The following is an 11783-nucleotide window of genomic DNA, read 5'->3' on the forward strand; positions in this document are numbered from 1 at the left end:
CTTGCATGTATTAGGCACGCCGCCAGCGTTCGTCCTGAGCCAGGATCAAACTCTCCATAAAAGTTGAGAATGACTTGCTCATTTGCACACCGAATGTGCTTGTTTTACTTCCTTCTATACTATAGAAGGAATTCTTGACGTACTGGTTGGTTCGTTCAGTTTTCAAAGATCAAATAGTCTTAATGGTGGGCCTGAGTGGACTCGAACCACCGACCTCACGCTTATCAGGCGTGCGCTCTAACCAGCTGAGCTACAGGCCCCAATGGTAGTAAAGATTTAATGGAGCGGGTGAAGGGAATCGAACCCTCATCATCAGCTTGGAAGGCTGAGGTTTTACCACTAAACTACACCCGCAAATATAAAGTTTCATAGTTTCTAATTAGTGAGCATCCATGGTCGGGAAGACAGGATTCGAACCTGCGACCCCTTGGTCCCAAACCAAGTGCTCTACCAAGCTGAGCTACTTCCCGCAAATAAATGGCGCGCCCGAGAGGAGTCGAACCCCTAACCTTCTGATCCGTAGTCAGACGCTCTATCCAATTGAGCTACGGGCGCCTTTTGAAGCGACAATATCTAATATATCACGTTTCAGCTTGTAATGCAATAGTCTTTTTGAAAACCTTAGTGCGGCCGAGAGGACTTGAACCTCCACGGGGTTGCCCCCACTAGGCCCTCAACCTAGCGCGTCTGCCGATTCCGCCACGACCGCTAATTGGAAAAAGTTGGGTAAGCAGCTGAGCTGACTTACTGAATGCGGGTGGAGGGACTTGAACCCCCACGCCGTGAAGCACTAGATCCTAAATCTAGCGTGTCTGCCAATTCCACCACACCCGCGAATAATTGGTGAGCCATGGAGGGCTCGAACCTCCGACCCTCTGATTAAAAGTCAGATGCTCTACCAGCTGAGCTAATGGCTCTTAATAAAATAAGATACTTCATAAAATTGGTTGTGATGCTCGTCGTGTTAGCAAGTACATTTTGTGAAGCCTTACTCCAAAGAAGTTTATCATTGAAGTTAGCTTGCTCTATCAACTGAGCTATTGGCTCTTAACGTAAAATCATTTTTAAAAATCAGGTTTAGCTGTAAGGTGTTCTGCTTTTAAGCACAAGAACCATCATATAACTTTAAAGATGAAAAGTCAAGATTTTTTTCATAAGAAAATGGCTGGGCTAGCTGGATTCGAACCAGCGCATGACGGTACCAAAAACCGTTGCCTTACCGCTTGGCTATAGCCCAACTAAATGGCGGTCCGGACGGGACTCGAACCCGCGACCTCCTGCGTGACAGGCAGGCATTCTAACCAACTGAACTACCGGACCCCACATATGTAAGTGATAAGTGACCCGTACGGGATTCGAACCCGTGATACCGCCGTGAAAGGGCGGTGTCTTAACCACTTGACCAACGGGCCATTTTAGACATTAAAAAATGGCGGAGAAGGAGGGATTTGAACCCTCGCGCCGCTTGCGCGACCTACACCCTTAGCAGGGGCGCCTCTTCAGCCACTTGAGTACTTCTCCGTAATGGCTCCACAGGTAGGATTCGAACCTACGACCGATCGGTTAACAGCCGATTGCTCTACCACTGAGCTACTGTGGAATAATGTCGGATAAATCCCTTGAAGAATTTATGTAAGTAATGTCAGCGACGTTTTATATATTATAACAATCGCTGTCGATTGTCAACGATATTCTTTATTATTTTTGAAAACCATATGACTTGTCTCAAAATACGAATACCCTTTCCTTCAGGGCTTATTTAATTTAACACGGACGTAAATTTTCGTCAATGGGTTTGTTAAAGTTTTCTTAACTTCCCTTTACATTTGCCGCAAACGTAGCGAGAGACGTTAATTCTTTTCTTTCGCCTGTAGGATTGCTTGCACTTCGTGCACATGTATCGATGAAACTTAATCTTCTCTGATGGGAGAGGTTTGCAATGTCTTGGGGACCCTGTTTTTACAAGCAGTTCTTTAAATGTGCGGTCTCCATGTTTATATCCTTTACCTTCAATATGTAAATGATAGTGGCAGAGTTCATGTTTAATAATTCCCTCTACTTCTTCTATTCCTAATTCTTTTAAATACTTAGGGTTTAGTTCAATAACTCGCTTAGAAGGGATATACCGTCCCCCTGTCGTTCGAAGTCTTGTATTAAAGATAACTTGATCAGTGAATGGTTTTCCAAAGTATTCTTTGGAAAGCTGGTCTGTCCATTGTTTTAAATTGACTTCCGATTCATTCAAAATGGCACACCCTCTTCCTCTTTTGCATAGTTTATTATAAATGGGTTCCATCCTAATTTCAAAGGGAGGAGATTTCTGTGCCCCGTTGGTTACAGAAACAAATGTCGGACGCCTTTTTCAATAAGGATAAGTACCAAATTAAAATGCTTAATCAATGCTGGTATTTTTATCGGCACAAATATGAAAACTAACCCGGAGATAGGAATCCCCCAGGTTAGTTTTGTTTTACTTCTTCAGCATCGTTAATGCAATTCGCTGCTTTTTCATATCTACTCTGTCTACCCATACGGTGACTACATCTCCCACGGAGACCACGTCCATCGGGTGCTTAACAAATTTATTAGATAGCTTAGAGATGTGTACTAGTCCATCTTGTTTAACTCCAATATCAACAAACACCCCAAAATCGACTACGTTTCGAACCGTTCCTTCAAGTTCCATGCCCTGTTCTAAATCTTCCATTGATAAAACGTTTGTTTTCAACAATGGTTTAGGGAGGTCATCCCTCGGATCTCGTCCGGGTTCCCTTAACGCTTTAATAATATCTTTAAGTGTTGGTTCGCCAATATCAAGCTGTTTAGCTGTAGAAGCCGCATCAATTTGTGCTAATTGTTCTCCTACTTCTTTCTCCCCAATGTCGGCTGGTTCTGCATTCACCGTATTTAACAGGGCTCTGGCTGCTCGATAGCTTTCAGGGTGAACCGACGTTTTGTCTAACGGTTCTTCTCCTTCAAGAACTCTCAAAAACCCGATACTTTGTTCAAATGTTTTAGCTCCTAAACGCGGAATGTCTTTTAACTGCTTGCGATTCGTAAACTTCCCGATCTCTTCTCTCTTTTTCACCACATTATTGGCGACTGATTTACTAAGACCTGACACATATTGCAGCAGTGAGGGAGAAGCGGTGTTCACATTAACTCCTACCTGGTTAACGGCCGTTTCTACTACAAAGGTTAGTGAGTTGTTTAATTTTTTTTGACCCACATCGTGTTGATACTGACCAACCCCTATGGATTTCGGATCAATTTTCACTAGTTCGGCGAGAGGATCCTGGACACGTCTAGCAATAGAAACGGCACTTCTCTCTTCTACTTGGAGTTCAGGAAACTCTTCTCTTGCTAGTTTTGATGCTGAATAAACACTGGCGCCGGCTTCGTTGACAATCATATATGCTGCCTCTAAAGACTGATTTTGTATCATATTCGCAATAAACTGTTCTGTTTCCCTTGAAGCTGTTCCGTTACCTATAGCAATCAGTTCAATAGGGTATTGGCTGAAGTACTCCATGATTTTCTTTTCAGACCCTTTGACGTCACTTTTCGGCGGTGTTGGGTAAATAACAGATATGTCTAGTACCTTACCAGTTTCATCAATCACCGCCAGTTTACAGCCTGTACGATAAGCCGGGTCTACCCCAAGTACCACTTTTCCTTTAAGTGGAGGTTGAAGAAGTAAGCTTTTTAAGTTGCTTGAAAACACTTCGATCGCTTTTTCCTCAGCTGTTTCCGACAATGAATTACGAATTTCTCTTTCGACTGAAGGCTGGATTAATCGCTTATAGCTATCCTCGATAGCCTCTTGGATGATAGTACGAAGATGCTGAGATGCAGATCTCTGAATAACGTGATCCCCTAGGTATTTTACAATTTTCTCTTCTGGAGGGTGGACCGCTACTTTCAGTACCCCTTCTTTCTCCCCACGATTCAGCGCTAACACTCGGTGCGATGCTATCGCGCGGACAGGCTCCTGGTATTCGTAATACATTTCAAAAATACCCTTTTCATCCTGCTCGGTTTTTTTGCCTTTTGATTCAATCGTGCCTGAGCGGAAGGTTTGCCGACGAATATTCTCCCTGTAACTTGGTTCATCTGAAATCCACTCAGCTACGATATCACTTACTCCTGCTTGTACATCCTCTACTGTATGTAGTTCATGTTCGTCCGAGAAAAATTCCTCTGCCTTTTCGTTAAAATTAAATTCATCTTGCTTCCATAACAGTTGAGCTAATGGTTCCAGCCCCTTCTCTTTCGCTACAGTCGCACGCGTACGACGCTTTTGTTTATAAGGACGATATAGGTCTTCTACTTTTTGCAGTTGTGTAGCTTGTTCTATTTCTTTTTTTAAATCATCTGTTAACTTGTCCTGTTCTTCAATCAATCGAATGACTTCTTCTTTACGCTGAGCAAGGTTTTGGGCATAATTCCACTGATCTTCAATGGCTTTTATTTGAACTTCATCCAGTCCGCCTGTTAATTCTTTTCGATAACGAGCGATAAAAGGAACCGTATTCCCCTCACCTAATAGTTGAATGACTTGTTCAATTGGCTTAGCTGCAAGCCCCGTTTGCTCGGCTACAATTTTTGTTAAATTCTGTTTCTCACTCACTAAAAAAGCCTCCTCACGATACTTCACCTGTATATTGTACCAAAATCTTATTCCATTTAATAAGGGACCCTATTTCTGATTTTCAGAATAAGGTCCCTTCTATTTATACTTTAGGGCAATCAACGTCGTATCGTCGTCCCGTGACTCCCCATAAAATTCTTTATACTGTTCTGTAATTACCTTTACATTACGAGTTGATGTATGCTTAGCCGATAATTTTCTGTCATGCACTCCGTCGGAGAACATTAGAAAGACCATTCCTTCTTCGGCTTTTCCATGGCTGACTCTCAGTTTTCTGGGATAGCCGGCTAGATAACCTGCTAAAGGAATATTTCGACTCCTATGACCTTCACGATCAATCGTAATAACACCAATATTTCCAATGGAAGAGTAAGAGTATGTGTTTTGGTAAAAATCGATCTTAAGTATGCCTAGCACTACCCCGCGTTTACCGAGTAAAGCCTCATTGCATTTTTTAATTATCGATTCAATGGACAGGTCCGGATATTTTTCAATCATATCCATAACCGCCTGGGAAGAATCACTGGCCAGTTCACCACTGCCCAAGCCATCTGCTAATGCACACACGAATTCCTTGTCCGTCTCTTTATAATAGTAACTATCTCCGCAATAGTAATTTCCTTTTTTCGCCTTCTGATAAATGGAGACAGCCACTTTTGACAATTCAGATTCCACTAGAAAGCCTCAATTGACTCAGCTTGTAAAGCTTCTTTCAGTTTTCTTAACGCTCGACGTTGAAGGCGAGAAACGTGCATTTGGGAAATTCCTAAGCGTTCACCTGTGTCTTTTTGACTTAAATTCTCAAAGTAAGTGCACTGCAGAATTTCTTGTTCACGTTCGCTTAATATAGGCAGAACTTTTTGAAGGAGCATTTTCTGATCTATCTGATCGTATCCTCCTTCTGAATTCCCTATTAAGTCTAAGATGGTTACGGTACTGCCGTCCGAATCAGCTTCGATCTTACGGTCAACTGATAAAGCCTTATAGCTTTTGCCCATCTCCATTGTCTCTAACACATCTTCTTCGGAAACTCCCAGGTAGTCTGCAATCTCAATCACAGAAGGAGAGCGCTGAAGGTCGCTGGTCAGCTCTTCAGCAGCTTTTTTAATTTTAGGTCCAAGTTCTTTAATTCTTCTAGGCACATGTACACTCCATGTTTTATCACGGATGAAGCGTTTGATCTCACCAATAATGGTTGGAATGGCAAATGATTCGAATGACTTCCCAAACGAAGGGTCGTATCTTCGAATAGCTGCTAACAAGCCCAGCATTCCTACTTGCACTAGATCTTCATGAATCGTACTGTTTTTAGAATATTTTCTAGCAATGGATTCAACTAAATCATTATAAACGAGTACAATCTTTTCTTGAATTTCTTCATCTCGCGGATTTTCTTGTAAAAATGCGATCCACTCATAAACCTCATCATTATGATGTTGAGATTTGGTCGCCATCTTGACTCACCCCATTTTCATGAAGGTATTTTGTCATTAGGACAATAACTCCATATTTACTATTAATTTCGACTTTATCCATTAATGCATCAATCAAGAATAGACCAAAACCACCTTCCCGCAGTTCGCCAATATCATCCTTGTGCTGGTAAGGTCCAATGTCTTCTTTGATTTCACCTAAATTAAAACTTCCACCGTGATCAGCAACCATCACTTCTAATCGGTCTTCATATACACCAAAACCAATGGTGATTTCACCTTCACCTGAATCGTTATAGGCGTGCTTTACAGCATTCGTAATGGCTTCAGAAATTGCGACCTTAAGATCTTCAATTTCTTCATAAGCAAACCCCATTCGATTAGCTATACCAGAAGTGCTTAATCGCACTACACCCACGTATTCCGCTTTTGCAGGGACTTTAACCTCAACAAAGTCAAATGGTTCCATGATTACATTCCACCTCGTACAGTATTGTCAATATCCATAATCTCGGTTAAGCCAGTAATCTTGAACAAACGGTGTACACGATCTTGCATTTGTACGAGTTTCAAATTAGTATCGTGCTCTTTCGTTGATTTCAAAGCACTTATAAATACACCCAATCCCGTTGAGTCCATATAGTTTACTTCTTGAAGATCGACTTCGATCGTCTGTCCATCTTCCTTTGTTAAAGGTAATAAAGTATCTTTTAATTTAGGGGCTGTAAACGCATCTACTTCACCAGCTAGCGATACCGTTGTGACTTTATCTTTATTTGTAACATCTACCGTTAAATTCATTTATTTCGCCTCCCGTAATTCCTTAAAATTGCCCAGTAGAGGAAGTATTCCCTCTACTGCATCTCACTAAACCCTTCTTTTCAAAATGATAAGGGTGAAATCATCTCTTAAGTGAAAATCTTGTAACCGTTCAAAATGTTTATACACCTGTTCGACCGTTTCTTGAGCAGGCAGGTGGGCATACTGTTCAATAATTTCAAGCACCTCATCTTCCTCAATAAAACGATCCCCTTGACGGCACTCTGTCACCCCATCAGTAAGCATAATAATCATGTCACCGACATTTACTTTCTTTGTACATTGTTCATACGTAGCTTCCGAAGATACACCGAGGACAAGACCTGAGGCATCTATCTCTTCAAACTTTTTTTCATCACTATCATAATAATATCCGGGTTCATGTCCTGCGGACGCAAAACGAAACGTATGATTATGAATGTTGTACAACCCATAAAACATGGTAATAAACATACTAGAATCAACGTTTCGTTCCACCACCCGGTTTAAACTGCCTAATATGACATCCGGATCCATTCTATTTTCAGGAAAACTATCCATTGAATACTTGATCATGGACATACACAAAGCGGCAGGCACACCTTTCCCCACCACGTCTGCCACAGCAACACCAAGAGACCCACTTTCATCTTTTACGAAGTGATAGTAGTCCCCGTTCATTTGCTTGGAAGGTATACTGATGGCTCCGACTTCTAATCCATCGATTTCAGGTTTTTCTGTAGCTAAAAGGGTCTTTTGCATATTAGCTGCAACAGAAATTTCAGATTTTAACTCCAGCTGCTTTTCCCTTAAAGACTGGTATTCTTGGTAGGCTAGTCCATAAGAAATCATGGTTTCTAATAAAAAATCGAGTGAAGATTGAATATAATCAGGCATATCTGGGTATATATCCTGTAAAGATTCGATATGCACATTGATTATTTCTTCGGGAGAAATATTTTGCTGCATCGAATACTTACTAAATTGCTCAGCCTGATAAAGAGCTTGTTCATCTTTAGTTTCTATATATTGCCGCATTAGTTCTTTATAATTTTCGAGATCGAGTTTTAATGTACTCATGTTCACCCTCCTTTAACGGAGCCATTTGATCACCTTGATTTCAGTACCTTGCCCTACATTTGACTGAATGTCAAACTCATCCATCAGCCTTTGAACACCCGGTAAACCTGCTCCAAGTCCTCCAGATGTTGAAAAACCGTCTTCCATCACCTGACTAAGCTCTTCAATTCCCGGACCATCATCCATAGCTACAATACTAAGACCTTTATGGTTGATGTCATCTATAGCTTCAAAACATATCTTCCCTGTCCCAGCATACAAATAAATATTTCGAGCCAGTTCGGAGATCGCAGTAGCTATACGGGCCTGGTCCACTGTTCCGAAGCCGATTTTTCTAGCTACATCACGGCCAAGCTGACGAGCTCCAACAATATCCCATTCTTTTTTTATATTGACACAGGATTGGAATTCCATAATCACTCCTCCAATTCCTGGCGAAGTTTAATCAATCCTTGTTCTAAATCTAGTGCAGTCGGAACTTCCTGCATGTGAATGCCTAAGTCGATCAGTGTCATGGCTACAGCTGGCTGAATACCTGTTAAAACAACCTTTGCACCCATGAGATCAGACATCGTTACTACATCTCCCAGTACTTTTGCAATGAAAGAATCGATGATGTCGACCGATGTAAGGTCAATTACAACACCTGTCGCTCCGCTTTCATGGATTTTACTTAATAGGTCTTCTTGAAATTGAATCGCTGTTTGATCATCTAAATCGATTTGGATCGAAATCAGCAAATAGTTATGAAGCTTTAAAATAGGTATTCTCATTACGATCACTCCCTGTTTAGAGAATCAATTAGTTTTTCTATATCTTCATCTTTAGATTGTACATCTTCTATTGTGCGATTTGTTAGTTCTAACGCTGATTGGAAACCTTTTCTAAGTGAGCTCTTCGTAGGGAATTTACTTAAGTCAATCCCCAGATTTACAATCGTCTGAGCGATTTCCGGACGAATCCCCACTAAAATGCATCGGGATCCAATGAGCCGCACGGCTTCAGCTGCCTGAATAATATGGTGAGCTACCATTGTATCAACAACCGGGACGCCCGTAATATCTATTAAGACGACCTCCGCATTATGCTTGATCACTCCATCAAGAAGATTCTCCATGATCAGCTTGGCTCTTTCCGTATCAATAGTTCCGATAAGCGGCATAATCGTAATATTATCCATAACAGGGATCAAAGGTGCAGATAACTCTTGAAGAGCGACTCTTTGCAGAGAAACGATGTGCTCCCAGCTGCCGGAGTACTCGTTAACGAGCTGGTTGATTACGGGATCTACCCATCCATCTACTTTTCTAAGTACCTCTGCAAAATAATCCGAGTCAATTTTATCCGACTGTCTAAGGATGTATTCAGAAGTAACGCGACGGAAAACCTGCATGCCATCCGTTAAGTAACTCAGCGGCCACCCTAAGTTAATCAGTCGTTCAGAGAAATCATTGATATCATTAGCCAACCCTGATTTCTCAATACTCGTGAAAATAACATTTACGAATTCGCGGTTTGTGCTGTCAAAGAGCTCGTCCGATATCGCTGCCGTATAGTCGCTTGATTTCTTTTTATTTACTTCCTCTAACCACATCTTTACAATGTCGTCACTATGCTCAATTACTATATCTTTTAACTTCTGATCCATTACAAAACCTCCGAATTAAACTATCCTCGTTTTCTAAAAGCCGCTCGCACGCTCTATTCGTTATATAAAAATAATGTTAACAAAAAAATCGATCTAAATATACTAATTAACATTATTTTATACTTTTTTTAATAAAGACGCCATCGTTATTCATGTTTTTTGCGTTTTGAAACAAAAAAATAAAGCTGCCTGTAACAGACAACTTTATTTTAAAAATCAATAAGACCTAAACTAATTTGCAACGCTTCGTTCACTTGCTTCATCATCGGGTCATCTAGTTGAGTGATTTTGTCGGTCAAACGCTGTTTATCAATCGTTCTGATTTGTTCCAACAGAATAACAGAATTTCGTTCGAAACCATATTTTTCAGCATCAATTTCAACATGAGTAGGAAGTTTGGCTTTTTGTATTTGCGCGGTAATCGCGGCGATAATTACTGTGGGGCTGAAACGATTCCCTATATCATTTTGCAGAATGAGCACAGGGCGCACTCCACCTTGCTCAGATCCTACAACTGGGGACAAATCAGCGAAATAAACATCTCCTCGTTTGACTATCACCGACTTCACACCCCGCTCACTAGTTGCTCCAGGGTGTGATCTGCCTCCTCTTCGGCCTGAAACGCTTCTGAAGCGATATTTAAATTAATTTTTGCCATTTCCATATAGCCACGACGCATTGATTCTCTGACAAGCCGCTGCTTTTCTTCACGCAAATACATTTTCGTAGCTTTACACATAAAATCGCTCCGATCACTGTTTTCGAGTTGAACCTGTCCATCCACTTCAACTAGTAGGTTATCCGGAATCCGAATTACAATCTCTCGCATGCTGTCGGACACATCCATACACCTCCACCATCTTTTACCCAAAAGAAACCAGTCGTATAAATTCCAATTTAATCTTATCATTCGCTCGTGTCTAATGCAAAGGAGTCTTCGGTTTTTTTCGTGAAAGATGTAGCATGACGTACGATTTCAGAAGGAATTCTTATTTGAAGAAAAATTATAAAGAATTCTCTACTTCTACGATATGCCCGTGTTTTACATACATGCGTGGAACTCGATAACTTATGGTACACGGAATTTCATAATTAATAGTCTCTAAATGCTTAGCTACATCATCCATGTGAATTTCTTCTCGGTGCTGCTTGCCAATTAATGTAACCTGACTTCCTATAGAATATTCCTGATCGAGCCTAATCATGAATTGGTCCATGCAAATTCGTCCAACAATCGGATGTCTTTTTCCACCGACGAGTACTTCGAACCCTTGAAGTTTCCGGAGCCAGCCATCAGCATATCCGACAGGGACTGTTCCAATCCATTCCGATTCACTTGTCGTGTAAGTCGCCCCATAACTGAGTGACTCTCCTGGCCCCACTTTTTTCACATGAATAAGCCGACTGTTTAAGCAAAAAGCAGGCTGTAATTCAATAGGCCTTTCTTTTTTCACTTCACCTGAAGGATAAAGACCGTACATACTAATTCCAAAACGAATGAACTGCTTCATGTTTTCAGGAAATCGCATACTCGCTGCACTGTTACCAGAGTGAATGTCGACCTCCTCTGGCCACACCTTTTGAAGATGAGTCAGCAATTCCTCAAGCCGTTTTTCCTGCTTTTTGTAGTAAGCAGTATCGTCTTCATCCGCGGTAGCGAAATGAGTAAAGATGGCATCCAGCTTGAAGAAAGGGTGTTTCTTGATTTCTTTTAAAAGGGTATCCATTTCTTCTATTGTTCGAATACCAATGCGCCCCATACCTGTATCCCACTTCATATGAATATTGAGCGGATTCTTTAACTTTTCTGTTTCCACTTGTTCAAACCACTCTTTTTGAAAAACCGTAATCGCCACATCATACTCTGAAGCAACAACGGCATCTTCCGGTCGTATCCACCCCATGACTAGAATGGGACAACTCATTCCTGCTCTTCTTAATTTAATCGCTTCATCCAATAAGCTTACCGCAAGACGATCCGCTCCCGATTCCAGCGCTTGTTCCGCAACTTGAATATCTCCATGACCATATCCATTTGCTTTAACTACGGCATAAATTCCTGTTTCTTCCTTAAGATGCTTTCTTAATTGTTTTATATTAAAGTCGATGTTCGACAAATTGATTTCTGCCCACGTATCACGATAATACGGTTCCTGCGCCACTACGAGCACTC

Annotated in this window: 14 protein-coding genes, 12 tRNA genes and 1 rRNA gene; 1 reads left to right on the forward strand and 26 read right to left on the reverse strand. The window is 41.3% G+C overall.

Annotated features, from left to right (window positions below):
* From ACGTNH_RS18910 to ACGTNH_RS18975, 14 genes are all read right to left on the reverse strand, one after another.
* A 16S ribosomal RNA gene (locus ACGTNH_RS18910) occupies positions 1-61 on the reverse strand; the annotation flags it as partial.
* Between the two features lie 122 nt (positions 62-183).
* Positions 184-260: transfer RNA gene (locus ACGTNH_RS18915), tRNA-Ile, on the reverse strand.
* Between the two features lie 20 nt (positions 261-280).
* Positions 281-354 (reverse strand) — tRNA-Gly (locus tag ACGTNH_RS18920).
* Positions 355-393: 39 nt separating this feature from the next.
* Positions 394-470: transfer RNA gene (locus tag ACGTNH_RS18925), tRNA-Pro, on the reverse strand.
* Positions 471-478: 8 nt separating this feature from the next.
* A tRNA-Arg gene (locus ACGTNH_RS18930) sits at positions 479-555 on the reverse strand.
* Positions 556-625: 70 nt separating this feature from the next.
* A tRNA-Leu gene (locus ACGTNH_RS18935) sits at positions 626-709 on the reverse strand.
* A gap of 43 nt (positions 710-752) precedes the next feature.
* A tRNA-Leu gene (locus ACGTNH_RS18940) sits at positions 753-834 on the reverse strand.
* A 7-nt stretch (positions 835-841) separates the two neighbouring features.
* Positions 842-917: transfer RNA gene (locus ACGTNH_RS18945), tRNA-Lys, on the reverse strand.
* A gap of 245 nt (positions 918-1162) precedes the next feature.
* Positions 1163-1237, reverse strand: a tRNA-Gln gene (locus ACGTNH_RS18950).
* Between the two features lie 6 nt (positions 1238-1243).
* Positions 1244-1320: transfer RNA gene (locus ACGTNH_RS18955), tRNA-Asp, on the reverse strand.
* 20 nt (positions 1321-1340) lie between these two features.
* Positions 1341-1412 (reverse strand) — tRNA-Glu (locus tag ACGTNH_RS18960).
* 18 nt (positions 1413-1430) lie between these two features.
* Positions 1431-1521: transfer RNA gene (locus tag ACGTNH_RS18965), tRNA-Ser, on the reverse strand.
* 4 nt (positions 1522-1525) lie between these two features.
* A tRNA-Asn gene (locus ACGTNH_RS18970) sits at positions 1526-1600 on the reverse strand.
* Between the two features lie 198 nt (positions 1601-1798).
* The gene (locus ACGTNH_RS18975; protein WP_394588554.1) at positions 1799-2296 is read right to left on the reverse strand and encodes a SprT family protein; all 498 of its coding nucleotides are present in this window, start codon (positions 2294-2296) and stop codon (positions 1799-1801) included.
* A gap of 26 nt (positions 2297-2322) precedes the next feature.
* Here ACGTNH_RS18975 and cmpA point away from each other — a divergent pair, with 26 nt between their 5' ends.
* Entirely contained in the window at positions 2323-2436 is a 114-nt protein-coding gene (cmpA, locus tag ACGTNH_RS18980; protein WP_394588555.1) for a cortex morphogenetic protein CmpA, read from the forward strand.
* Positions 2437-2470: 34 nt separating this feature from the next.
* On the opposite strand, the gene ACGTNH_RS18985 is transcribed toward cmpA, so the two are convergent.
* From ACGTNH_RS18985 to alr, 12 genes are all read right to left on the reverse strand, one after another.
* Positions 2471-4630: a Tex family protein gene (locus ACGTNH_RS18985; protein ID WP_394588556.1), complete on the reverse strand. Its 2160-nt coding sequence runs from the start codon at positions 4628-4630 to the stop codon at positions 2471-2473.
* Positions 4631-4729: 99 nt separating this feature from the next.
* Positions 4730-5326, reverse strand: a complete 597-nt coding sequence (locus tag ACGTNH_RS18990) for a PP2C family serine/threonine-protein phosphatase (RefSeq protein ID WP_394588557.1) — start codon at positions 5324-5326, stop codon at positions 4730-4732.
* Entirely contained in the window at positions 5326-6105 is a 780-nt protein-coding gene (gene sigB / locus ACGTNH_RS18995) for an RNA polymerase sigma factor SigB (protein ID WP_394588559.1), read from the reverse strand. The genes ACGTNH_RS18990 and sigB overlap by 1 nt, the downstream gene beginning before the upstream one ends.
* Positions 6080-6553: an anti-sigma B factor RsbW gene (rsbW, locus tag ACGTNH_RS19000; protein WP_394588560.1), complete on the reverse strand. Its 474-nt coding sequence runs from the start codon at positions 6551-6553 to the stop codon at positions 6080-6082. Before rsbW ends, sigB begins: the two co-directional genes overlap by 26 nt.
* A 2-nt stretch (positions 6554-6555) precedes the next feature.
* Entirely contained in the window at positions 6556-6885 is a 330-nt protein-coding gene (locus tag ACGTNH_RS19005; protein ID WP_394588561.1) for an STAS domain-containing protein, read from the reverse strand.
* Positions 6886-6951: 66 nt separating this feature from the next.
* A complete protein-coding gene (locus ACGTNH_RS19010) occupies positions 6952-7962 on the reverse strand; it encodes a PP2C family protein-serine/threonine phosphatase (protein ID WP_394588562.1) in 1011 nt (336 codons plus the stop codon).
* 12 nt (positions 7963-7974) lie between these two features.
* Positions 7975-8376 carry an anti-sigma regulatory factor gene (locus ACGTNH_RS19015; protein WP_394588564.1) on the reverse strand — a complete coding sequence of 134 codons (402 nt, stop codon included), beginning with the start codon at positions 8374-8376 and terminating at the stop codon, positions 7975-7977.
* Between the two features lie 2 nt (positions 8377-8378).
* Positions 8379-8735, reverse strand: coding sequence for an STAS domain-containing protein (locus ACGTNH_RS19020; RefSeq protein ID WP_188378872.1), 357 nt, complete (start codon positions 8733-8735; stop codon positions 8379-8381).
* A 5-nt stretch (positions 8736-8740) separates the two neighbouring features.
* A complete protein-coding gene (rsbRA, locus tag ACGTNH_RS19025; RefSeq protein ID WP_188378873.1) occupies positions 8741-9610 on the reverse strand; it encodes an RsbT co-antagonist protein RsbRA in 870 nt (289 codons plus the stop codon).
* A gap of 209 nt (positions 9611-9819) precedes the next feature.
* The gene (locus ACGTNH_RS19030) at positions 9820-10170 is read right to left on the reverse strand and encodes a type II toxin-antitoxin system PemK/MazF family toxin (protein WP_188378874.1); all 351 of its coding nucleotides are present in this window, start codon (positions 10168-10170) and stop codon (positions 9820-9822) included.
* A gap of 5 nt (positions 10171-10175) precedes the next feature.
* A complete protein-coding gene (locus ACGTNH_RS19035) occupies positions 10176-10457 on the reverse strand; it encodes a CopG family ribbon-helix-helix protein (RefSeq protein ID WP_188378875.1) in 282 nt (93 codons plus the stop codon).
* A 157-nt stretch (positions 10458-10614) separates the two neighbouring features.
* Positions 10615-11772 (reverse strand): alanine racemase, encoded by a 1158-nt coding sequence (alr, locus tag ACGTNH_RS19040; RefSeq protein WP_394588566.1) that lies wholly within the window; start codon positions 11770-11772, stop codon positions 10615-10617.
* Between the last annotated feature and the right edge of the window lie 11 nt (positions 11773-11783).

Source organism: Halobacillus sp. B23F22_1 (genome assembly GCF_043497005.1).
In the GTDB taxonomy this organism is placed as follows: Bacteria; Bacillota; Bacilli; order Bacillales; family Halobacillaceae; genus Halobacillus_A.

What these genes read in the sequence shown, in the direction of transcription:
- ACGTNH_RS18975 (WP_394588554.1), bottom strand. Translation starts at nt 2,296, where the DNA reads ATGGAACCCATTTATAATAAACTATGCAAAAGAGGAAGAGGGTGTGCC.
- sigB (WP_394588559.1), bottom strand. Translation starts at nt 6,105, where the DNA reads ATGGCGACCAAATCTCAACATCATAATGATGAGGTTTATGAGTGGATC.
- rsbW (WP_394588560.1), bottom strand. Translation starts at nt 6,553, where the DNA reads ATGGAACCATTTGACTTTGTTGAGGTTAAAGTCCCTGCAAAAGCGGAA.
- ACGTNH_RS19005 (WP_394588561.1), bottom strand. Translation starts at nt 6,885, where the DNA reads ATGAATTTAACGGTAGATGTTACAAATAAAGATAAAGTCACAACGGTA.
- ACGTNH_RS19010 (WP_394588562.1), bottom strand. Translation starts at nt 7,962, where the DNA reads ATGAGTACATTAAAACTCGATCTCGAAAATTATAAAGAACTAATGCGG.
- ACGTNH_RS19015 (WP_394588564.1), bottom strand. Translation starts at nt 8,376, where the DNA reads ATGGAATTCCAATCCTGTGTCAATATAAAAAAAGAATGGGATATTGTT.
- ACGTNH_RS19020 (WP_188378872.1), bottom strand. Translation starts at nt 8,735, where the DNA reads ATGAGAATACCTATTTTAAAGCTTCATAACTATTTGCTGATTTCGATC.
- rsbRA (WP_188378873.1), bottom strand. Translation starts at nt 9,610, where the DNA reads ATGGATCAGAAGTTAAAAGATATAGTAATTGAGCATAGTGACGACATT.
- ACGTNH_RS19035 (WP_188378875.1), bottom strand. Translation starts at nt 10,457, where the DNA reads ATGGATGTGTCCGACAGCATGCGAGAGATTGTAATTCGGATTCCGGAT.